The sequence below is a fragment of the Klebsiella sp. BIGb0149 genome (assembly GCF_004362605.1).
Classification (GTDB): domain Bacteria; phylum Pseudomonadota; class Gammaproteobacteria; order Enterobacterales; family Enterobacteriaceae; genus Klebsiella; species Klebsiella terrigena.
This window is the reverse complement of record NZ_SNYG01000002.1, coordinates 277,578-298,510: the sequence shown is the minus strand read 5'-3', so window position 1 is coordinate 298,510 and position 20,933 is coordinate 277,578. Positions and strand designations below refer to the sequence as shown.

The 20,933-nt window shown below is 63.5% G+C and carries 18 protein-coding genes; 6 read left to right on the top strand and 12 right to left on the bottom strand.

All coding sequences use genetic code 11. The features are described from left to right. Positions 1 to 88: 88 nt before the first annotated feature. The 9 genes from EDF75_RS08165 to EDF75_RS08125 form a co-directional block, all read right to left on the bottom strand. Positions 89 to 2,209, bottom strand: a complete 2,121-nt coding sequence (locus tag EDF75_RS08165) for a TonB-dependent siderophore receptor (protein ID WP_133598424.1) — start codon at positions 2,207 to 2,209, stop codon at positions 89 to 91. A gap of 263 nt (positions 2,210 to 2,472) precedes the next feature. Next, complete coding sequence (locus EDF75_RS08160; protein WP_133598422.1) at positions 2,473 to 3,117, bottom strand: MOSC domain-containing protein; 645 nt, start codon at positions 3,115 to 3,117, stop codon at positions 2,473 to 2,475. 37 nt (positions 3,118 to 3,154) lie between these two features. Further along, positions 3,155 to 5,125 carry a TonB-dependent receptor plug domain-containing protein gene (locus tag EDF75_RS08155; protein ID WP_133598420.1) on the bottom strand — a complete coding sequence of 657 codons (1,971 nt, stop codon included), beginning with the start codon at positions 5,123 to 5,125 and terminating at the stop codon, positions 3,155 to 3,157. Positions 5,126 to 5,151: 26 nt separating this feature from the next. After that, positions 5,152 to 6,006, bottom strand: a complete 855-nt coding sequence (modD, locus tag EDF75_RS08150) for a ModD protein (RefSeq protein WP_133598418.1) — start codon at positions 6,004 to 6,006, stop codon at positions 5,152 to 5,154. Beyond that, on the bottom strand, positions 6,003 to 6,806 hold the full coding sequence (locus EDF75_RS08145) for a class I SAM-dependent methyltransferase (RefSeq protein WP_133598416.1): 804 nt from the start codon (positions 6,804 to 6,806) through the stop codon (positions 6,003 to 6,005). Before EDF75_RS08145 ends, modD begins: the two co-directional genes overlap by 4 nt. Before the next feature lie 2 nt (positions 6,807 to 6,808). Continuing rightward, a complete protein-coding gene (locus tag EDF75_RS08140; RefSeq protein ID WP_133598414.1) occupies positions 6,809 to 7,573 on the bottom strand; it encodes an ABC transporter ATP-binding protein in 765 nt (254 codons plus the stop codon). Further along, positions 7,570 to 8,562, bottom strand: a complete 993-nt coding sequence (locus EDF75_RS08135; RefSeq protein WP_133598412.1) for a FecCD family ABC transporter permease — start codon at positions 8,560 to 8,562, stop codon at positions 7,570 to 7,572. Before EDF75_RS08135 ends, EDF75_RS08140 begins: the two co-directional genes overlap by 4 nt. Continuing rightward, positions 8,559 to 9,584 (bottom strand): ABC transporter substrate-binding protein, encoded by a 1,026-nt coding sequence (locus tag EDF75_RS08130; RefSeq protein ID WP_133598410.1) that lies wholly within the window; start codon positions 9,582 to 9,584, stop codon positions 8,559 to 8,561. The genes EDF75_RS08135 and EDF75_RS08130 overlap by 4 nt, the downstream gene beginning before the upstream one ends. 213 nt (positions 9,585 to 9,797) lie before the next feature. Continuing rightward, positions 9,798 to 11,600: an alpha,alpha-trehalase gene (locus EDF75_RS08125; protein ID WP_133598408.1), complete on the bottom strand. Its 1,803-nt coding sequence runs from the start codon at positions 11,598 to 11,600 to the stop codon at positions 9,798 to 9,800. A 227-nt stretch (positions 11,601 to 11,827) separates the two neighbouring features. Here EDF75_RS08125 and EDF75_RS08120 point away from each other — a divergent pair, with 227 nt between their 5' ends. The 5 genes from EDF75_RS08120 to EDF75_RS08095 all read left to right on the top strand — a co-directional run bounded on the left by EDF75_RS08120 (position 11,828) and on the right by EDF75_RS08095 (position 16,860). Beyond that, positions 11,828 to 12,781 carry an alpha/beta hydrolase gene (locus EDF75_RS08120; protein WP_133598406.1) on the top strand — a complete coding sequence of 318 codons (954 nt, stop codon included), beginning with the start codon at positions 11,828 to 11,830 and terminating at the stop codon, positions 12,779 to 12,781. A gap of 145 nt (positions 12,782 to 12,926) precedes the next feature. Continuing rightward, the gene (locus EDF75_RS08110; protein WP_133598403.1) at positions 12,927 to 14,366 is read left to right on the top strand and encodes a circularly permuted type 2 ATP-grasp protein; all 1,440 of its coding nucleotides are present in this window, start codon (positions 12,927 to 12,929) and stop codon (positions 14,364 to 14,366) included. After that, entirely contained in the window at positions 14,360 to 15,289 is a 930-nt protein-coding gene (locus EDF75_RS08105; protein ID WP_133598401.1) for an alpha-E domain-containing protein, read from the top strand. Before EDF75_RS08110 ends, EDF75_RS08105 begins: the two co-directional genes overlap by 7 nt. Next, positions 15,286 to 16,101: a transglutaminase family protein gene (locus EDF75_RS08100; RefSeq protein ID WP_133598400.1), complete on the top strand. Its 816-nt coding sequence runs from the start codon at positions 15,286 to 15,288 to the stop codon at positions 16,099 to 16,101. The genes EDF75_RS08105 and EDF75_RS08100 overlap by 4 nt, the downstream gene beginning before the upstream one ends. An 18-nt stretch (positions 16,102 to 16,119) precedes the next feature. Further along, a complete protein-coding gene (locus EDF75_RS08095; RefSeq protein ID WP_133598398.1) occupies positions 16,120 to 16,860 on the top strand; it encodes a proteasome-type protease in 741 nt (246 codons plus the stop codon). Here the strand turns inward: EDF75_RS08095 and EDF75_RS08090 are convergent. Further along, entirely contained in the window at positions 16,857 to 17,636 is a 780-nt protein-coding gene (locus EDF75_RS08090; RefSeq protein WP_133598396.1) for an AraC family transcriptional regulator, read from the bottom strand. The genes EDF75_RS08095 and EDF75_RS08090 overlap by 4 nt on opposite strands. Before the next feature lie 93 nt (positions 17,637 to 17,729). Between EDF75_RS08090 and EDF75_RS08085 the strand changes: the two genes are divergently transcribed. Then, positions 17,730 to 18,902 carry an MFS transporter gene (locus EDF75_RS08085; RefSeq protein WP_133598394.1) on the top strand — a complete coding sequence of 391 codons (1,173 nt, stop codon included), beginning with the start codon at positions 17,730 to 17,732 and terminating at the stop codon, positions 18,900 to 18,902. Here EDF75_RS08085 and EDF75_RS08080 read toward each other — a convergent pair. Beyond that, complete coding sequence (locus tag EDF75_RS08080) at positions 18,899 to 19,984, bottom strand: ABC transporter ATP-binding protein (protein ID WP_133598392.1); 1,086 nt, start codon at positions 19,982 to 19,984, stop codon at positions 18,899 to 18,901. The genes EDF75_RS08085 and EDF75_RS08080 overlap by 4 nt on opposite strands. Next, positions 19,971 to 20,933, bottom strand: coding sequence for a carbohydrate kinase family protein (locus tag EDF75_RS08075; protein WP_133598390.1), 963 nt, complete (start codon positions 20,931 to 20,933; stop codon positions 19,971 to 19,973). Before EDF75_RS08075 ends, EDF75_RS08080 begins: the two co-directional genes overlap by 14 nt.

Sequence of the window (20,933 nt, the reverse complement as noted above, 5' to 3'; positions counted from 1 at the left end):
CGCCGCCTTGCGCCACTCGCGCCGCGCTTAGCGGGACGACAGAACGCGTGATTCTGTCGCCCGCAGGCGCGGCATTTTAGACCAGAGCTTAGAAATCGTAGCCGACGGTGGCCGTCACGCTGCGCTCCGCACCCCAGTAGCAGTTACCGGTTCCGTAGCAGCCGGAGAGGTACTCCCGGTCGCTGAGGTTATTCGCATTCACCTGCACGAACGCCCCTTTCAGCGACGGCGACCAGACGCCGAGATCCGCACGCACCATGGCATCCAGCAGGGTCACCGACGGCAGACGCTCGGTATTGGCATCATCCGCCCACTGTTTCCCAATGTAGCGTACCCCCGCACCGGCGCTGATCCCCGCCGGGAACTGATAGCGCGCCCAGAAGGAAGCCATCTGATCCGGCGAGAGCTGCGGCGTATTATCGTTGGTACCGTCCCTGGTTTCCTGGAAGCGCAGGCGGTTCCAGGTATAGGAGGCGATGGTGCTGAGCTGCGGCGTAATTTGGTTATGCATCTCCAGCTCGACGCCCTGAGAGTGAACTTTCCCGGCCGGAACAAAGGTCGCGGTGGCGATATTCGGATCGCGGGTGGCCACGTCTTTCTGGGTTAAATCATAGATAGCGATACTGTACATATCGGCGCTGCCCGGCGGCTGGAACTTCAGACCCGCTTCTACCTGTTCCGCGGTCGTCGGTTTGAGCAGGGTGCCGTCGGCTCCCGGCAGCATCGCCGGAGTAATTGCCTGGCTGTAGCTCAGGTACGGCGAGAGGCCGTTTTCCAGAGCGTACAGCAGGGAGGCGCGGCCGCTGATATGGTCATCGGAACGGCGGCTGGAGGTGCCGAACGTGTCGCTGACCTGCTGGGAAACGATGCGATCGTAGCGGCCTGAGAGGTCCAGATGCCAGCGATTCCACACCATCTCATCCTGCAGATAGAGCCCGGTTTGATAGTAGCGGCGGTTATTGTTATCGCTGTAGGTGACGGTATGCCCGCTCTGAGCGGTATAGCCGCTAAACGGATCGAGCGGCGAGGCGCTGCCGGCTCCGGTCCATAAATCGTTGCGGAAGCGGTGATATTCCGCGCCGAGGATGAGGGTATGCGCCAGCTCGCCGGTATTAAAATCGGCGCGCAGGCGGTTATCAGTAGACCACGCGTCCAGCGAGCCGCGCGAGCCGCTGTAGCCGCGGGAGAGCATATTGCTATCGTCAACCCAGCCCACCTGATACACCTGGTCTAACGAGACGTTGGTGTGGGTATAGCTGCCGGCGGAGTAGGCCGACCAGACGTCGCTGAACTGATGATTAAACTCATAGCTGTAGATCTGCTCGCGACGCTGATAGCCATCGGCCGGATCGCCTTCGTTGGTGCTGGTGGAGAGCTTGCGCCCGTTGTGCGCGTAGCGGGTGCCGTCCAGCGGCAGCGATCCGTGATAGCCGCCCGACGGATCTTTTTGCAGATAGGCGCGCAGCAGCAGCGACGTGTCGCTATCCGGCTGCCAGAGCAGGGACGGCGAAATGGCGTAACGCTCTTCGCGGGAGTTGTCATACTGGGTATCGCTGGATCGCGTCATGCCGATGATCCGATAGGCCCACTGGTCGTTAATGGCATCGGTATAGTCGAAGGCGGCGCCTTTGGTATTTTGCGTTCCGCCGCTGAGGCGGAAATGGCCTTCGGAGGTGAACTGCGGGCGCTTCGAGGTCAGGTTGACCAGGCCGCCCGGCACGCTTTGCCCGTACAGCGCGGAGGAGGGGCCGCGAATAACGTCCACCCGCTCGATAAACCACGGGTCGACCTGAATGACGTTGTGGCTCCCGCCGTCGCTCATCAGGCGCATGCCGTCGAGGAACAGGTTGTCGACGTCGCCGCCGTGATAGCCGCGCAGGGAGACGGTATCAAAACGCGTCGCGCCGCCGCCAAAGCTCGAGTAGACGCCGGGCGTGTACTGCAGCGCCTGGCTAATCGTATTCGCGCCCTGATCGGCCATTTGCTGCCGGGTAATAACCGACACCGACTGGGCGGTAGTAATCAGCGGCTGATCGGTTTTGGTGGCCCCTGCGGAGGTCTTTGCGCTATAGCCCGCGGTTGGCGAGCTGGCGGAATCGACGGGCTGGGCGGTAACCACGACCGTCTCTTCCGCAAGGCCTGCGAGAGGGAAAGCGGTAGCGAGGGCGCACAGCAAGGCGGAGCGTTTGAAGGTGACGCGAGCGATCATTGCATAATCCTGATGTTACGCAGCCTGGTACTCCTGTACGCCGCCGCGTGAAAAAGCGAAAGTGTCAATTTTCGTCATAAAGTAATGCGAATTATTATTGTTTATCTTTTCGTTATCAAGGCGTAATTGGCGCGCAGAAAAGTAAAACCTCATGATAAATATGGTATTTATCGACACAGGCGCGGCGGGCGGGGAAGGGTGCGGCGAAAGCTGCCGCGCCGGGCTACCAGATTTGGTAGCCCGGCGCTAAGGAGCGGCGGGAGCTAAGAGCGGCTTTGCAGACGCAGCAGCGCCAGCGCTCTCCAGCCGTCGGCAAGGAACGGCATGGCCGAAAGCGCCAGCAGTTCCTCCGGCGTCCCGCCGTCGCTAAAGACAATGGCCTGCACCCGGCTAAGCGGCCAGCCGGCCGCCGGCCGATCGAGCAGCACAAAGCCGTCGCTGCAGCCGGTCTCGCCGGGGGTCAGCACCCGGTAAAACCAGCCGTTGCGCGACTGCTGGTGCATCAGCTCCGGCGCGTGAGGGTCCCTTAGCCGCTCGGCCATGGTCTGACAGGCCACGCGTCCCCAGGAGATCTGGATTTCAGCGCTGCCGAGGCGAAAAACATCCCCCGGACAGACGTTGGCTTCCGTCATCCCCCGAGTGGAAAAGTTCTCGCCGAACAGACCGATATGCAGCTGCTGTCCCGCCAGAGCCGGGTAGCGCTCGCGCCAGTAGTCGTAATGCTCCCGCGCGTAGTGCATCAGCGCGCAGTCGGGATCGGCAAAATGCTCCTCGATACCGTTCTCTGCCTGCAGGCCGTGGGTATTGAGAAACACGCGTCCGCTTAGCGCCGTTTTACGCAGGGAACCGTCCGCCTGGCGCTGATTGCCGAGAATGCTGCGCAGCATTACCGGAAAATCTGTCATCATGGTGCTCTCCTTGTTCTCCGCCGCGGCGGAGAAGGTCTCAGAATTTATACTCCACGCCGGCCCAAAAGTTACGCCCTTCCTCAATAAATCCTTCACCGTAGTAGTACCGGGTATCGAAGAGGTTATTAACCGAGGCGTTGACGCTAAAACCGTGGCCGATGGCGTAATCGGTCCGCAGATGGGTGATGGCAAATCCCGGCGCTTTTTGCGATCCGTCGCTGTTGCTGTAGCTGGAGGAACGCGCCTCTTCAGAGAGCGTGATTTGCAGCGGCTCGACGGGCTTGAACGTCAGCCAGGCGGTCAGCGTCTGCACCGGAAGGTCGGTGACCTTGCCCGCCTCTTCGCGTTTGGCATCCGCGTGAATCAGGCCGTAGCTTAGCCCGACGTCGAGCTGCTCGAACGGCGAGCCTTTGATCCCCAAATCCAGGCCGGTATAGTCAACCCGGCCGCTGTTCTGGTTCTGCACCGTATCGGCATCGATATTGATCGCCAGGATGGCGTCGCTGACCCGGTTATAGTAGGTGCTTATCTCGTAGGCCCAGCGGTCGTTGAGGCGTCCATTCCAGGTCAGGTCGACGCCGCGGGCGCGCTCGGCCTTGAGCTGCGGGTTGACCAGCGCAATCTGGTCTTTGGCGGGCTTCGAGGTGGTATAGCGCTCTTTAAGCGTCGGGAAGCGGGTGCGATCGGACCAGGAGAGCGAAAGGGTATCTTCGTTGCTAAAGCGGTAGCGAGCCATCGTTTCCCAGTTAAACGCGCTCTGCCGGTTGTCGTCGTAATGGGTCAGGCTGCCGTTCTTTTCGTGCTTCATTCCCTGAAGACTGTTGCGCCAGTCATAGCTCATCCCGGCGACGAGGTCGAGATTATCCGCCGCCGCCCACTGGTATTCGCTGGCGACGGACCAGGTGCGATCCTTATAGCGATCGTAAGGACCGTTGACGGCGCTCTTCTCCCGATGCACATCATCTTTCCAGTTAACGGCAAAAGAGAGCTGGTCGTTCTGGCGGACGTCGGCGGCGAGCTGCAGCCCCGCGCCGGTGCTGTAGTCGCTATAGTGGCTGTAGCTGCCGTTCTTATTGTGCAGGTCCGCCAATGAGTTATACATCAGCAGGGTATTTTTGAAAGTATCGTGGTAGAGGCGGCTCTTCAGGGTCAAGCTGTCGCCGAGGTGCGTCGTGCCCTGGTAGTAGTAGCTTTCTTTGTCGTACTCCGGCCACTGCCAGTAGCGAGATTTCTGGCTGCTGGTGCCGGCATAAGGCGGGTTCTGCTTCTCGCCATCCTGCTTGATATAGGTCAGGGCGTACTCGTCGTTTGCACGCGGCGTGAAGCCGAGCTTAATTATGCCGCGCTTATCGTCGCTGGCCGAGTTGACCAGCTTGCCGTCTTCCCCGGCGACGGGGTTATTCGTTCCGTGAGGCAGGCCGAGGAAATCCTGCTTCAGGCGGCTGCCGCTGAGCTGAATGTAGCCCAGATCGCCGCTGGCCCCAAGGGAGGCGTGGGTGTCATAGGCGTTAGTTTCGCTGCGGCTCCAGCCCTGACGATAGCCGATGCTGGCTTCCAGCGGTTTACTGGGGCGCGGGGTGGTGATGTTGATCGCCCCGCCCATTTGGTTGGGGCCCTGCAGCAGGGAAGAGTAGCCTTTTGATACCTCCACCGAGGCGATATCGGAAGTGAGAAACCGGCCCAGGTCGAGGTTGCCGTCGTAGGGGACGTAGATCGGTACGCCGTCAAAAAAAACCGGGACCTGACGGCCATCGAAGCCGCGGACCTTCACCTGCAGCTCGTTGCGGCTGCCGGATTTTTGTAACACCACGCCGGGCACCGCCGATAGCGCGTGGGCGACATCCTGCTTATCCAGACGCCTGATGCTCTCCTGTCCGAGGATATTGGTTGTTGCCGCCGGGACGGGGCTTGACCAGACGGTCATGGACTCCTCCGCCGGGTCTGCCCAGGCGGTTTGACCTAAGCTGAGGCTAATCAATGTGCAAAGATAGCGCTTCCTGATTTTCATTTTTATTGTTCCTGTTTTCGTTTTTTTTATCTTGAACTGTCCGGCTCCAGGCGAACCTGAATATCCGCCGGCGGCGCATACCACGGCGCCGAAGTAATAAACAGTTCAATCCCACAATCGAGGTAGTTGGTTAAGGTGGTTAAGGTAATTCCGCCCGTCAGTGCCAGCGTGCAGCGTGGGGCAATACGCTGCGCCAGGTCAGCAACCTGGCGCGCCTGCTGCGGGGTAAATTTATCCAGCTGCAGGATGTCGGGTTCCGCCTGCAGCGAGGCCAGCGCTTCTTCGAGCGTGTCGGCCTCAACGGCAACCTTTTTCTCCGGTGCCGATCGGCGCAGGAGCTGAACGGCGTGCCGCCAGTCGCCGCCGTCGGCGAGGAACCGGCGATGATTGGCGAACAGCAGCAGGGTTTCCGCGCAGCCGGCCCGGTGGATCAGCCCGCCGGCGGCGACGATGGCCTGGGTCCCGAGCAGCCGGGTACCGGGAATGGCTTTGCGGGTACAGGCGATGTGGGCGGCCGGGAGGCGGGCGCGCAGCAGCGTCAGCATTTCCGCGACGTAGGCCGATACGCCGCAGCTCCACTCCAGCACGTTCTGCGCCGCTTTCCAGCCCTGATGCAGCGCCTCCGCGCTGCCGGTCGCGCGCAGCAGCGGCGCATCGGGCGGGACGTGCGCGCCCTCTTCCTGGAGCGCGGTAACGGTTAATCCCAGGCTGCTCAGCATCTGTCCAGCCGGAGAGATACCGCTGACGCAGCCGCCCTGACGGTGGCTGAAGGTCATGACGCCGGGGCGCGCGCCAATCGCCAGCGCACGGGTGGTCAGGTCGCCGCCCTGAATATCCTCCATCAGCCACGCGTCGGTCAGCGCCTGGGGGAAGTAGATCATACGTTTTCCCCACACTCCCAGGAGATCAGCGCCCAGTCGCGGCTGGGCGGTGCGATGGCCTGCGGATCCTGCCGCTGATACCAGTGGCGCAGCCGCGCGCGGTCCTCTTCGCTGAGTACGCCAAGCGTCCATTTGACGTTCTCTTCAAAACGTTCAAAGGTGGCGTTATCCCGCTGGCAGCTGGGGCCGCGGATAAAATCGACCCGCGCGTGAATGCCCATTTGATACAGCACGTTTAGCGCGTAGATATAGTTCGGCAGTTCGACCACTTCGCGTCCCAGCGCGCGCTGGATTGCCGGCGGCATAAACGTCGGCTGGACGAGGTGGGTGGTATAGACGCGCAGCCGCGCCTGGCGGTTGAGCTTATCCATCGCCTGGCGCATATTGCCGACCAGCGTTGAGCGTGAGGCCACGGCAATATCACAGCGCGGAATATCGTGCCACGACTCCTCCCATGCCCGCAGATGCCAGCAGGCGTTGGCGATGCGCATCTGCGCCGCACGCTTTTCGGCTACCTCCAGCATTCCCTGGCTGTAGTCAACGCCGTGTACCGCAGCGAGTTTGTCCGCCAGCGCCAGGGCGACGGTTCCCGGCCCGCAGCCCATGTCAAACAGGCTGTGCGCATCGGTTAAGTCTATTTTCGCCAGCAGCTGGAGAAGATAGCCGTCCGTGGGCTGGGCGCAGCTGTCGGCCATTTTCTCCGCCCGGGCGTCCCAGTGGGCGGGGGATTTCTCGCTGCGGCCGGCGAGCCTCATCTGCTGTTGGTAAAGCCCGGCAAAATCAATTTCATCAATAAGCATAATTATTCCTGAAGGTGGGAGTGACCCAGGTGATGGCGGATCTGTGACGGCGTCACGCCGTACAGGGTGGCAAGCTTGTCCGCAGCGAGCTGCTCCGCCGCCGTCCCTTGGGTGACGAGGCCGCCTGGCTCGACCGCGATCACGCTATCGGCGATGGCGAGGGCGTGCAGCGGATGGTGGGTGGCCATAAACAGCGTCACCCCGGTTTGCCGCAGCTGGCGCAGGGTGTCGAGCAGGCGGATCTGGTGGCCGAAGTCGAGGCTTGAGGCCGGCTCATCCAGCAGCAGCAGGCGCGGGCGCTGGACCAGCGCGCGGGCAATTAAGGTCAGCTGGCGCTCGCCGCCGCTCAGCGTGGCCCAGTTCCGCCCGGCGAGATGTGCGATGCCCAGCGCCTCCAGCTGAGCCAGTGCGCTACTGCGATCGCTTCTGGCGGGCTGGGTGAAGGTACCGATATAGGGGCTAAGTCCCATCAGCACCATATCGAGGACGCTGAAGGCGAAGGCCCCGTCGTGCGCCTGCGGTACCCAGGCAATCGCGCGGGCGCGATCGCGGGAGCACAGCTGGGTTACCGGCAGGCCGTCAATCAGGATCTGGCCGTCGCGCAGAGGAAGGAGGCCGAGTACGCTGCGCATCAGCGTGGTTTTACCGCTGCCGTTGGCGCCGAGCAGGCAGCACAGCGTGCCCGGCAGCAGCGAAAACGAGACGTCGCGCAAAACGGCGCGTTTGGGATAGCCAATTTCGGCATGGCGTACCGTCAGCAGCGTCATGGGCGGCTCCTGCGCAGCAGCAGCGCCAGAAAGAACGGCGCGCCGATAAAAGAGGTCAGGATCCCGAGCGGGATTTCGCTGGCGCTCAGCCCGCGCGCCAGGGTGTCGGTTAAGAGCAGCAGCACGGCGCCAAGCCCCATCGCGACGGGCAGAAGGCGCTGATGATTGCTGCCGGTGAGCAGGCGTCCGATATGGGGGACGATCAGCCCCACCCAGCCGATAATGCCGGCAATAGCGACCGCGCTGGCGGTCGCGAGGGTTGCGCAGGCGACCACAATCAGCCGCAGGCGCGCGACGTTGATCCCCAGCGATCGCGCTTCGTCATCGGAGAGGGTCAGCAGATTGATGCGCCAGCGCAGCAGCCACAGCGGCAGGCAGCCGACGAGCATCAGCGGAGCGGCGACGGTCAGATCGCCGGGGGTAATATCGGAGAGCCCGCCCATCAGCCAGAAGGTGATCGAGGGCAGCTGGGTGTAGGGGTCGGCGAGGATTTTGATCAGCGAAATCCCGGCCCCGCATAGCGTGCCGAGGCAGATCCCCACCAGCACCAGCGTCAGCGCCGGATCGTGGCGGACGATGGCGCGAGAGACGACGCCGACGCCGGCGACCACCAGCAGGCCGCCGCAGAAGGCAAACAGCTGGATATAGAGCGTCGACATTCCGCACATCAGCGCCAGGCAGGCGCCGAGGCCGGCGCCTGCGGCGACGCCAAGGATATCCGGCGAGACCAGCGGATTGCGAAACATGCCCTGATAGGCGGCTCCGGCGGCGGAGAGCGACGCGCCGATGGCCAGCGCGGCGCCGATGCGCGGCAGGCGTATCTGCCAGAATACGATGCCGGCCTGCGGGGGAAGGGCGGCGCTATGCGGATCGAACAGCAGATCGAGCAGCCGTCCGAGGGTCAGGTTCCACGGGCCGGTTAGCAGGGCTGCCGAGAGGACCAGCAGGCCGGCAAGCAGCAGCGCGGCGCTCAACGTTGAAGGCTTCATGGACGATTCACCAGCCTCGTGTAGCGCTCGGGGGTTAACGCCGCGTGCCAGAATAGCGTGCTGTAGCGGGTTAAATCCTCCTGCAGCGTGGCGCGGACCTGCGGATCGAGCCAGGCGTGCAGGCGACGCATCCCGGCGAGGCGGTTGATCCCCGGCGGCGCGTCCAGCCAGCCAAACGGCAGACCGTCGAGCAGCAGAACCCGCCCCTGCGCCACGGCGCTGACGCCCTGCCAGGCGGGGTCCTGTAAAATTGCGTTTCGCGTGGTGGCCTGCTGGGTGAGGATGATATCCGGCTGCCATTCCAGCAGATTTTCCAGCGAGACCTGAGCCAGCCCGCTGCGTCCGCTCACCCGCGCGACGTTCTCTAATCCCAGCAGCTCCGCCGCCTCCGTGTGCAGCGAACCGGCGAGGCCCGTTTCCAGCCCTCGGGCGCCCCGGGCGGCGTAAAAACGCGTGCGCGCCCCGGCGCCGGAGGAGAAGGCGAGCGCCTCGGCGATAAACGTTTGCGCCAGCGCCGCCTGCCGCCGGGTGCGTTCGACGGTGCCGACGATATCGCCGATCGTCAGCAGCTGCTGCGCCGAGGAGGCCAGGGTGCCGGTAATCAGCACCCACGGAATATGGCTGCGGGCGTGAACCCGGCGCGCCTGCGAGATCCAGGTATCGTCCGCACTCCCGCAGTCCACCACCAGATCGGGCTCAAGGGCCAGCAGCCCCTCCAGCGACAGGGTGCTGGCGCGTCCGGCAAGACGGCCCGTTTTCGGCAGCCGGGCGATGCTATCGGGCAGCGGAGCGTCCGGGAAGAGGGCAAAATCAAATGAGGAAAACCCCAGCAGCTTTTCCGGCGCGGCGGCCAGCAGCAGCATATCGGCGGGTCCGCCCGCGCTGACAATCCGCCGGATAGCCGCAGGCGCAGGGCGTTCGCCAATGCTCAGGGCTAATGGCGTGGCGGCGCGACTCTTCTGGCCGGGGAAGCACAGCATGAGGCTTAAAGCCTGCAGGAACGTACGGCGCGAAAAAGGCATATGTTTCTATCCTGAAACAAAGTGATGAAAAAACCGATATATATTTACATATATAACGTTGATGAATTTGCCGGAGATCAAAAATCGACACATTAGTTTCCGCCTTACTCCATAAGGGTGAGATGAAGTCGGGGTGTCATTGGGCAGGTTATTCAGGAGGGAAAGCGCCCGGCATGGCTGAGCTGCCGGGCGTATGCTGGATGCGGTGAGGAGTTAATGCGCGGCGGCGGGCGCCGCTTTATCCGTGCCGCCTACGCTGTCGTTTGCCGCCGGCTTAGCGGCGGGCGCCGTTTTATCCGTTCCGCCTGCGCTGTCGTTCGCCGCCGGCTTATCCGTGCCGCCGGCGCCGTCGTTTGCCGCCGGTCGCGCGGCAGGGAGCGAATCGCAGGGCTTCTCTTTCGGGCACACCAGGTCGAGCATTTTCAAGGTCACGCCGTTGGTCCAGCCGAAGCCGTCCTGCAGCGGATACTCGCCGCCACCGCCGCCGGTGCCGGTTGAGCTGACGTCATACTTTTCCACCAGCTTCTGCTTGCTGTCATAGGTGTGCTGGACGTTGCTGAGGAAACGCCAGCTGACCTCCATCGCGATTTTCTGCTGGCCGTAGTTCTGCAGCCCTTCGGCGGCCACCCACTGCAGCGGCGCCCAGCCGTTCGGCGCATCCCACTGCTGGCCGCTGTTGACGGTGGTGGTGGTTAAACCGCCCGGTTTCAGCAGGCGAGACTGCGTCGCGGCGGCAACTTTGGCCGCCCGTTCGCTGGAGGCGGCGTTGACGTACAGCGGGAACAGGGCCGCGGCGGTGAGCTGATTGCGCACCTTGTGGCTTTTCAGATCGTAATCGGCGTACCAGCCCTCTTTGTCATTCCACAGGTATTTCTCCAGCGCCTTCTGGCGGTCGTTGGCCAGGGCGTCGTACTGCGCCGCTTTCGCACTATCGCCGGCGGCTTTGCTGGCGCGGGCGAGGGTTTTCTCCATGCGGAACATCAGCGAGTTAAGATCGACCGGAACGATGCTGGTGGTGCGAATGGTGCCCAGCTGCTGCGGGTTATCCATCCAGCGGGAGCTGAAGTCCCAGCCGGAGGCCGCGGCGGAGCGCAGATCGCGGTAGATCTCGGTCGCCGGACGGTTGGGGTTGTTTTTGGCGGTGGTCACGTCATCGAGCCAGGACTCAGGGCGCGGCGTATCGTTGTCGTCCCAGTAGCGGTTCAGCAGCGCGCCGTCTTCCATGCGCACCACGCGCTTATTGGCTTTGCCCGGCGACAGCGCATCGGCGCCCTCCATCCAGTATTGGTACTCTTTCTCCATCTGCGGCAGCCAGGCTTTCAGCGCCCGATCGCCGTCGTGGGTTGCCAGCAGCTCCACCATAAACGGGAAGAACGGCGGCTGCGAACGGCTCAGGTAGTAGCTGCGGTTGCCGTTGGGGATATGTCCCCAGGTATCGATCTCGTGGCCGAAGTTGGCCACCATATCGGCCACTTTATCCCAGTGTCCGCTTTCGGCGAGGCCCAGCATGGTGAAGTAGCTATCCCAGTAGTAGACCTCGCGAAAGCGGCCGCCCGGGACGACGTAAGGCCTGGGCAGCGGCAGCAGCGAATCCCACTTCTCGACCTCGACGGTGCTGCGGGTCAGCACCGGCCACAGGCCGTCAATATGCTGGCGCAGGGTTTGGCCCTTGGGCGGGACGTAGGTGTCGTTATCTTTCGGCAGCGCGAAGTTGAGCTCGACGAAGTGGCGCAGGTCGAAGCTGGCCTGATTTTTCTGCATCCGATAGTCGGCGAGGATCATCAGCGGATCGCCGTTCGGTACCGCGTCGGCGAAGGTTTTCTGATCGGGGAAGAGTTTGGCGCTTTGCACGTCGTTGAACAGCGGGCCTAACAGAATATCCGGCGACTGCGGCGGGGCGGGTTTTGTCTCATCGGCCTGGGCCGCCAGCGCTGACAGCGCAAAGAGGGCGCCTCCCAGCGCCAGACGCAGCGCGTAGGGCTGCGCTGCCGGGCGACGTGAAACGGATCTCGTCATGGATAGTTCTCCTTATCATTACAGACGATTTTGCCACTGCGATTGATCATCAGAAAACCTTAGACGAATATCTGCCGCTACGCGTGTCACAGCTAACATTTTGGATGAAAACAGATAATTTACCTGCATTCTGCGGCGGTGCGGACAAGAAATAAAACGCCTGTCGCCATACTTTAGCCATACTCATGTGCTGCAATGAGCGCAACTCAAACTGATCGGAGCGGCCGGTGAATCGACGTCATTTTCTGCTGTTCAGCGCGGCGGCGCTGCTGATAACCCACCGTACGCGAGCCAGCGATAGCACCCAGGAGACGCTGCCTTTATGGTCGGCGGAGCCGCCTGGGGGCGGCGGGCCTGGCGGCGCTGTGCGGCTGTCGGCGCGCGGCGCGCTGAGCCATATCGTCCGACCGTCGCTGACGGTATGGCGACCGGCGGTACCCAACGGCCACGGCGTGCTGGTGGCCGCCGGCGGTGGCTACCGGCGGATTGAAATGGCAAAGGAGGCGTGGCCCGCCGCCCGCTGGCTAACGGCCCGCGGCTATACCGCCTATGTGCTGAGCTACCGTCTTCCCGGCGAAGGCTGGACGGCGGGTGGCCTGGCGCCGCTGCAGGATGCCCAGCGCGCGCTGCGCCTGATTCGCCAGCGCGAGCAAAAGGTCAGCCTGCTGGGCTTTTCCGCCGGCGGCCACCTGCTGGGCATGGCCGCCTGCCGGGCCGATTTTGCCTCTTATCCGCCGCTCGACGCGGCGGATGCGCTCCCCACCCGCGCCGACGGAGCGGCGCTGATCTACCCCGTTATTTCGCTGGAGCCGCCCTACAGCCACACCGCCACCCACCGGATCCTCGCCGGGCCTCACGCCTCGCCGGAGGTTGACCGCGCCTGGTCGGTACAGACCTACGTGAACGGGCGGACGCCGCCCTGCTTTTTGACCCAGGCGCTGGACGATCCGGTGTCCGATCCGCACAACACCCTGATTATGGCCGACGCCTGCCGCCAGCATCAGGTGCCGGTCAGCCTGTATCGCTACGCCAGCGGCGGTCACGGCTTTGCGATGGGGCGTCCGGGCACGCCAACCGTCGACTGGCCTGGGCACTATGCGGCCTGGCTGGAGACGCTCTCGCCGTCATGGCGCAAAGCGGTTTGCCGTGCCTCATTGTGGTGCAGACCGGGCGAAATATAAGGAAAACGACGGGTTGTTTTTTGCACAATCAGGCGGCGCGAGGCTGCGGGCTTGCACAGCGACGTCACCGGCCGCGATCTGGCATAATTAATGCTTATCTCTTCCCGGGGTTACCCCAAAGTGAGTACAACCGGAGGAGACGGCCATGATAAAAATAACGCTTCCTGACGGGCATTATTATGACGAGATGCTTACCGTCGAGGGACAGCAGCGCCAGCACTATAACGCCTGGTGGCAATGGTTTCACAACACCGATCAATTCTCTATCCGGCAAAAAAAAGAGCAGGCGGAGCTGCTTTTTCACCGCATCGGCATCACCTTTAACGTGTATGGCGAAGGCGAGGGGACCGAACGGCTGATCCCGTTTGACAGCGTACCGCGCATTATTCCCGCCGCAGAGTGGCGGCGCATCGATCGCGGCATCCGCCAGCGGGTGAAGGCGCTAAACGCCTTCCTTTACGATATCTACCACGAGCAGAATATCCTGCGCGCCGGAATTATTCCGGCGGAACAGGTGTTGGCCAATGAGCAGTACCAGCCCTGCATGCAGGGAATTAATCTGCCCAATAATATCTACGCCCATATCACCGGGGTCGATATGGTGCGCAACAGCGACGGTCAGTACTACGTGCTGGAGGACAACCTGCGCACGCCGTCGGGCGTCTCCTATATGCTTGAAAACCGCAAGATGATGATGCGCCTCTACCCGGAGATGTTTGAGCAGCACCACATTGCGCCGGTGGAGCGCTACCCGGGCTATCTCCTGCAAACCCTGCGCGAAAGCTCCCCCGTGGACGATCCCTGCGTGGTGGTGATGACGCCGGGGCGCTTTAACAGCGCCTATTTTGAGCACAGCTTTCTTGCCCAGCAGATGGGGGTTGAGCTGGTGGAGAGCGCCGATCTGTTTATTAAAGCCGGCGCGGTCTACATGCGCACCACCGAGGGGCCGCGGCGGGTCGACGTTATCTACCGCCGCGTCGACGACGCCTATCTCGACCCGCTGGCCTTCCGCGCCGATTCGATGCTCGGCGTTCCCGGCCTGCTGTCGGTCTACCGGGCGGGCGGGGTGGTGCTGGCGAACGCGATCGGCACCGGCGTGGCCGACGATAAATCGATCTACCCCTTCGTGCCGGAGATGATCCGTTTCTACCTTGGCGAACAGCCGATCCTCAACAACATCCCGACCTGGCAGTGCCGCAAGCCGGAAGACCTGCAGTTCGTGCTGAACAACCTCGAGCGGATGGTGGTCAAGGAAGTGCACGGCGCCGGCGGCTACGGCATGCTGGTCGGCCCGCGCTCGACGAAAGAGGAGCGCGAAGCGTTCCGCCAGCGCCTGCTGGCAAACCCGGCCAACTACATCGGCCAGGATACCCTCGCGCTCTCGACCTGCCCGACCTTCGTCGAAGACGGCCTGTCGCCCCGACATATCGATCTGCGTCCGTTCGTGCTTTCCGGCCAGGAGATCCGCCTGGTGCCCGGCGGCCTGACGCGGGTGGCGCTGACGGAAGGCTCGCTGGTGGTGAACTCATCGCAGGGCGGCGGCACCAAAGATACCTGGGTGATGGAGGATGACGAATCATGCTAAGTCGTACAGCGAGTGAACTGTTCTGGATGGCGCGCTATCTGGAGCGTGCGGAAAGCTACGCCCGGGTGCTCGACGTAACCTGCAAACTCTCGATGATCCCCCGCCATAGCCAGCAGGCGCGGGATCTGGCCCTGCCGCTGAACCTGTCGCAGACCCACGAGCTGTTTCAGGAGCGCCACGCGCGTTTCTCGATGGGTAACCTGTTCAACTTTTTTGCCCTCGACGGCAACAACCCCGGCAGCATCTACAGCTGCGTCGAGATGGCGTGGAATAACGCCCACGCGGTGCGCGGCAGCCTCTCCGCGGAGGTATGGGAGTGCATTAACGCGACGCGCATTGAGCTGCGCAGGCTACGCCAGCAGGGGATTAGCGAGCTCGGCAGCGACGGTTTCCTTGAGTGGGTAAAAGAGCGGGTGCACCTGTTTCGCGGCGCGGTGCTTGGCACGCTGCTGCGCAACGACGCCCTCAGCTTTATCGGCATCGGCACGCTGATTGAACGGGCCTACGCTACCACCCAGCTGCTGCTGGTCAAGGATCAGCAGCTGAGCAGCGACCCGGATCCGGTGCGCGAGTACTACCGGCTGGACACGCTGCTGAACGCGGTCAGCGCCCGCGAAGCCTACAACAGCATCTACCGCCAGCCGGTGAGCCGGGAGACGGTGATGGAGCTGCTAATTTTGCGCAACGACGTCCCGCGCTCGCTCAGGGCCTCCATTTCCGACCTGGTCGGCCAGCTGGAGCATATCGCCAACGATCGCTCCCATCTGCCGCTGCGCCTGGCGCATCAGCTGAACGTCGATCTGCGCTTCAGCACCCGGGAAGAGCTGGCCAGCGCCGATCTGCAGAGTTACCTCAACGGGCTGCTGGCGCGAATTAACGCCCTGTCCGACAGCATCAGACAAACCTATCTGGAGGCGCTATGAAACTGGTTATCGACCACCTGACCCGCTACGGCTACGATGAAGAAGTCAAGTTTTCGACTCAGTACCTGCGCCTGACGCCGCGCAGCTCCGGCCGGCAAAAAATCACCTCCTGGACGCTGACGCTGCCGGACGGGGCGAGCATTACGACCACCGACGCGTGGGGCAACGTGCTGCACGTATTGACGCTGGATAACCCGCATAAAGAGATCTCGATTCGCGCCAGCGGGGTGGTCGATATCGCGCAGGAGGACGAAGAGAGCGGGGTAGACGAAGAGGAGCTGCTTTCGCCGCTGGTCTTCCTGCGCTGCACGCCGCTGACCCGCGCCGACGAGCGGATCCGCGAGTTCGCCCGCGGCCTCTATCGCGCCGACGAGCCGGAGGAGAGCCTCAATCAGCTGATGGCGGAGCTGCTGGTCAAAATGCCCTACTCGCCTGGCGCCACCCAGGTGCAGGACTCCGCCGCCGACGCCTTCGCGCGATCGCAGGGCGTGTGCCAGGATCATACTCACGTTTTCCTCGCCTGCTGTCGGGCGATGGCGATCCCGGCGCGCTACGTTAGCGGCTATGTTTATAGCGATAACGCGCAGCACGTGGCGATGCATGCCTGGGCGGAGGTGTGGCTCAACGGGCGCTGGAAATCGTTTGATATTACCAATAATACCCGTAACCTGAATCAGCACCTGCGGCTGGCGACCGGGCTGGACTATCTTGACGCCTGTCCGGTGCGCGGTACCCGTCTGGGCGGCGGCGGGGAAGTTATGTTAACCAACGCTGAAGTGCGCGAACATTCTCAACAGGCGCAGCAGCAATAGAGGCAGGAACGGAGAACGATGACCTACTGTGTGGCCATGTGTTTAGCGGATGGACTGGTATTCGCGTCAGATTCGCGCACCAATGCGGGCGTGGATCATATTGCGACTTTTAAAAAGCTTCATGTTTTTCAGCAGGAGGGCGAACGGGTGCTGGTGCTGCAGTCCGCCGGCAACCTGGCCACCACCCAAAGCGTGATTAGCCTGCTGAGCGCGCGAATTCGCACCCAGCAGGAGCCTAACCTGATGCAGGTCAGCTCCATGTACGATGCGGCGATGCTGATTGGCAAAACGCTGCAGGAGGTTATTCAGCGCGACAGCAGCAACCAGCAGAACTGCGGCAATACCAACTTTAACTGTAACCTGCTGCTGGGCGGCCAGCTGGCGGGGGAGACGCACCGCCTGTTCCACATCTACCCGGAAGGTAATTTTATCGAGGCCACGCGCGATACGCCCTATTTCCAGATCGGCGAAAGCAAGTACGGTAAACCGATTATCGATCGGGTGCTGACCATCGACACGCCGCTGGAGCAGGCGATGTGCTGCGCGCTGATCTCCATTGATTCAACGCTGCGCAGCAACCTCTCCGTCGGCCTGCCGCTGGATACGCTGCTCTACCGCAGCGGCAGCCTGAGCAGCGCCGAGCAGCATCGCATCACCGAAAGCGATCCTTACTTCACGACCATTCGCCGGGCGTGGTCCGAAGGGCTGCAGAACACCTTCCAGAAGCTGCCGCCGTTCGCGCCGGAGGGCGAGCGCTAAACCGCCGCCGACGACGAAAGATAGCGTCCCGGCGTCATGCCGGTCATGGTGCGGAAAAAGTAGATAAAGGCGCTGTCGCTGGCGAAATCCAGCGCCTGCGCGGCGTCGGTGATGCGCTTCCCCGTCGCCAGCAGCTCCACCGCCTTCATCAATCGCCACTGCTGACGCCACTGCTGCCAGGACATCCCGGTATCGCGGCGCAAAATGCGGCTGATGGTCTTTTCGCTGGCGCCGCACTCTGCGGCCAGCGCCCGTAACGTCGGCGGCAGGCTCTGACCGCCCAGCGCGGCGAGGCGCTTATCCTGCGGCAGGGCGAGCATCATCGGCTCATGGGCCGCCGCGCTAATCTCCGCCGCGCACAGGGCGGCAAGGTGCCAGCCGGTACCGCTCTCCCAGTCGCTTTCCCACGGGCTTGCCGCCGTCCGCTCCAGCAGCTCGCGCAGCAGCGGGCCGACGTTGAGGATCGCCGGATGCGCGGGGAGATCGGGGAAACGGGAGGGCTGAAACCACACCGAGCGGTAGTCGACGATGCTTTTCATCTCCGCGCGATGGGTGACGCCCGCCGGGATCCACGCCGCCCGGGTGGGCGGAAGCAGGCACAGTAGCGCGCCGTCGTTGAGGGTCAGGCGCACGCAGCCCTGGCGGGTGAAAAGGATCTGCGCCATGTCGTGCCGGTGGCTGCCGGAGTCGTGGCTGCCGAGCGCCGAGCGGACGCCAACCACCGTTTTGTTCAGCGCATCCGGGTTGAATGCCGCCCGCGCATCGAGCCACGCCATAATGTCCGATTTCCGATATATATAGTCACTATGTTTATAATGTCCGATCCGCGACCTGCCTACAATAGCGCCTCTTATTATCAGGAGGTGGATATGTTCGGGCGTTCGGCCGTGGTGCTGGTCACCGCATTACTGATGTTTCCGCAGATGGTGGAAACCATTTACAGCCCGGCGCTGACCGATATCAGCGTCCGTTTTGCCGTCAGCGCGCAGCAGGCGGCGCAAACCCTGGCGGTTTACTTTATCGGCTTTGCTCTCGGGGTTCTTTTTTGGGGGCGGGCCAGCGATCTCTACGGCCGCCGTCCGGCGATGCTGGCGGGGATCGCGACGTACGCCCTCGGCTGCGCGATGGCGCTGGCGGCGACGGATTTCACCCTGCTGCTGCTGGCGCGGATCGTGGCGGCATTCGGCGTCGCGGCCGGGTCGGTCGTCAGCCAGACGATCCTGCGGGACCGTTTTAGCGGCCGCCGGCTCGCCGGCCTGTTTTCGCTTATCGGCCTGGCGCTGGCGGTCAGCCCGGCTGCGGGCGTCTGGATCGGCGGCCTGCTTGCCGCCGGCTGGGGCATGCGCGGCGTCTTCCTCGCCCTGGCGCTGCTGGCCGGCGTCCTGCTGCTGCTGTGCGGCTGGCTGCTGCCGGAGACGCGGCCGGCGCGGCAGACGAACGCGGCGTTTCTGCCGGTGCTGCGCCGAATGGCGACCGACCGGCAGATTGGCCTGGCGGTTATCCTGGTCGCGGCATTCAACGTCAGCCTGTTCAGCTACTACAGCCTGGCGCCGTTTATCTTCGCCCAGCTGCGCCTGCCGGTCGCCGCGTTTGGCTATAGCGGCATGGCGCTGGCCGGCGGCTCCCTGGCCGGGGCGCTGCTCAATCGCCGGCTGTTGCGCCGGGGCGTGACTCAGGGGCGGATGCTGCTGCTCGCCTGCTGGCTCCATCTGGCCGGCGGCGCGGCGGTGTATCTGTGGCGCGACTCGCTTTGGTTCCTGCTGCCGATGGCCGGGGTGGCGCTCGCTTTCGCCATGGCGATCCCGCTGGTGCTCGGTTCGGCGCTCGGCGCCTACAGCGATTGTCGCGGCACCGCCGGGGCCATTTTCGGTCTCGCCTACTATCTGCTGATTGGTCTCGGGCTGGCGCTGGTCGGCTGGGGGCAATCGCTGGGAATGTCGCTGATGATCTGCGCCGCGGCCGGCGTCATCGCCGGTATCCGCTATTTACCCTGTTTCGCCGAAAAGAGCGCGGGCGCCGTCCGGGGCGCCCGCGTCGGCTAGTCCTCCTCCGCCAGCCGTACGCCGCTGGCGGCATCGAAGAGGTGGATCTTCTCGCGTCGGGCGGTGAGATTCAGCGGCTGCTGGAGCCGGGCGTCGATGCGTCCGGCGACCTGCACGTGAACCGGGAATCCCTGCCAGTCGAGATGCAGCAGGGTGGACTCTCCGGTCACCTCCATGATGTTAACCGTCCCGGGCAGGCCGTTGGGGTCCGGCTGGATATCCTGCGGGCGCAGGCCGACGGTGACCGGCGCGCTTCCCTGCGCCGCCGCCGCCCGCTGCCAGCGTTCCGGCAGCGCCAGCCACAGCTCGCCGCAGCGCACGCCGGGAACCCCGTCGCGGCTGGCTATCTCTCCCGCCAGCAGGTTCATCGGCGGCGAGCCGATAAAGCGGGCCACGAAGGTGTTGCAGGGGCGATCGTAAATCGCCAGCGGCGGCCCCTGCTGGACGATAAGCCCCTCGCGCATGACCACGATTTGGTCGGCCAGGGTCATGGCCTCAACCTGATCGTGGGTAACGTAAATCATGGTGGTCTTAAAGCGCTGGTGCAGGGATTTGATCTCCGCCCGCAGCTCCATGCGCAGCTGGGCGTCAAGGTTGGAGAGCGGTTCATCAAACAGGAAAACCTGCGGGTTGCGCACCATCGCCCGGCCCATCGCCACGCGCTGGCGCTGGCCGCCGGAAAGCGCGCGCGGGTAGCGGGCTAGCAGCTTATCGATCCCCAGCAGGCTGGCGATATGCTGGACTTTGCTTTTCTGCGTCTCTTTATCGACCTTTTTGACCTGCATATGGAAGGCGAGGTTTTCGGCCACCGTCAGGTGCGGGTAGAGGGCGTAGCTCTGAAAGACCATCGCCACGTCGCGATCGGCGGGATCGAGATCGCCGATCGGCCGGCGGTTCATTAAAATCTCCCCGGCGGAAAGGGCCTCGAGCCCGGCCAGCAGCCGCAGCAGGGTCGATTTCCCGCAGCCGGAGGGCCCGACCAGCACCGTGAAGCTGCCGTCAGGAATGGTTAAATCCAGCGGCAGAAGCACCGTCTGTTTGCCGTAATGCTTGGCGACTTTTATCAGCTCAACGCTGGCCATCGGCGGTCTCCTCAATATGGTGTTGCAGGGTTCGCCAGTCGGGATAGTGGCGGGGAGAGGTGCTAATGGCGTGCGCGGCGACGGCGTTGCCCCAGCGCAGCGCCTGTGATGCCGGCTGGCCGCTTAGCAGCCCGGCGAGAAAGCCGGCGTTAAAGCTGTCGCCCGCGCCGATGGTGTCAATCACCTCGACCGGCTTCACCGCCGCGCGGTCGCCGCGCTCGGCGGTCCACCACCAGGCTCCCTCCGCGCCGCATTTGACGATGCAGCCGCCCCGGCCGCTGAGGCGCGACGCCAGGCTGCGGGCCGCCTGCGGCAGCTCGCTCATCGCGGCGAGGCTGAGGGTTTCGACTTCATTGAGCAGCAGCCAGTCGCAATCGGCCAGCCACTGGTTCACCGCTTCGCGCAGCGCCGGGTCCCAGCTCTGCGGCGGCCAGCCGGTATCCACGGCGACCTGAAAACCGCGCTGGCGCAGCGCCCGCAGCAGCTCGGGGTAGTGCGGCAGCAGGGCGGTGCACAAAAACGTCCCGCAGAGCAGGACGATATCGCCGGCCGTTGCCCGTTCCGGAAGCTGGGCGAGAACGTCCTCGGCGGAGAGGCGGGTAATATGCCCGTAGTTGCTGAGGAAGGAGCGCTCTTTATCCGGATGGGTAACCGCCACCGTCAGCGAGGTTTCGCAGGCGTACTGCGGCCAGCGCTCGGCGCTGCCGGGAAACTGGGCCGCCAGCCAGGCGGTAAAGGCGTCATCGCCCTGGCAGCCGATGGTGCGATGCGGGATCTGCATGGCGGCCAGCGCCAGGGCGCAGTTGCCCGCCGAGCCGCCGGGGCGCAGGGCGCTGTGCTCCAGCATCACCTCCGTGCCCGGTAGGGGCCACTGCGCGAGAGTGCCCATAATCAAATCAATATTGTAATTGCCCGCGATATAGAGCACGGGCGCGGTGAGCTTGTGCAT

Coding starts and splice junctions, on each gene's coding strand:
- EDF75_RS08165 (WP_133598424.1), bottom strand. CDS start 2,209: ATGATCGCTCGCGTCACCTTCAAACGCTCCGCCTTGCTGTGCGCCCTC.
- EDF75_RS08160 (WP_133598422.1), bottom strand. CDS start 3,117: ATGATGACAGATTTTCCGGTAATGCTGCGCAGCATTCTCGGCAATCAG.
- EDF75_RS08155 (WP_133598420.1), bottom strand. CDS start 5,125: ATGAAAATCAGGAAGCGCTATCTTTGCACATTGATTAGCCTCAGCTTA.
- modD (WP_133598418.1), bottom strand. CDS start 6,006: ATGATCTACTTCCCCCAGGCGCTGACCGACGCGTGGCTGATGGAGGAT.
- EDF75_RS08145 (WP_133598416.1), bottom strand. CDS start 6,806: ATGCTTATTGATGAAATTGATTTTGCCGGGCTTTACCAACAGCAGATG.
- EDF75_RS08140 (WP_133598414.1), bottom strand. CDS start 7,573: ATGACGCTGCTGACGGTACGCCATGCCGAAATTGGCTATCCCAAACGC.
- EDF75_RS08135 (WP_133598412.1), bottom strand. CDS start 8,562: ATGAAGCCTTCAACGTTGAGCGCCGCGCTGCTGCTTGCCGGCCTGCTG.
- EDF75_RS08130 (WP_133598410.1), bottom strand. CDS start 9,584: ATGCCTTTTTCGCGCCGTACGTTCCTGCAGGCTTTAAGCCTCATGCTG.
- EDF75_RS08125 (WP_133598408.1), bottom strand. CDS start 11,600: ATGACGAGATCCGTTTCACGTCGCCCGGCAGCGCAGCCCTACGCGCTG.
- EDF75_RS08110 (WP_133598403.1), top strand. CDS start 12,927: ATGATAAAAATAACGCTTCCTGACGGGCATTATTATGACGAGATGCTT.
- EDF75_RS08105 (WP_133598401.1), top strand. CDS start 14,360: ATGCTAAGTCGTACAGCGAGTGAACTGTTCTGGATGGCGCGCTATCTG.
- EDF75_RS08100 (WP_133598400.1), top strand. CDS start 15,286: ATGAAACTGGTTATCGACCACCTGACCCGCTACGGCTACGATGAAGAA.
- EDF75_RS08095 (WP_133598398.1), top strand. CDS start 16,120: ATGACCTACTGTGTGGCCATGTGTTTAGCGGATGGACTGGTATTCGCG.
- EDF75_RS08090 (WP_133598396.1), bottom strand. CDS start 17,636: ATGGCGTGGCTCGATGCGCGGGCGGCATTCAACCCGGATGCGCTGAAC.
- EDF75_RS08085 (WP_133598394.1), top strand. CDS start 17,730: ATGTTCGGGCGTTCGGCCGTGGTGCTGGTCACCGCATTACTGATGTTT.
- EDF75_RS08080 (WP_133598392.1), bottom strand. CDS start 19,984: ATGGCCAGCGTTGAGCTGATAAAAGTCGCCAAGCATTACGGCAAACAG.
- EDF75_RS08075 (WP_133598390.1), bottom strand. CDS start 20,933: ATGCACAAGCTCACCGCGCCCGTGCTCTATATCGCGGGCAATTACAAT.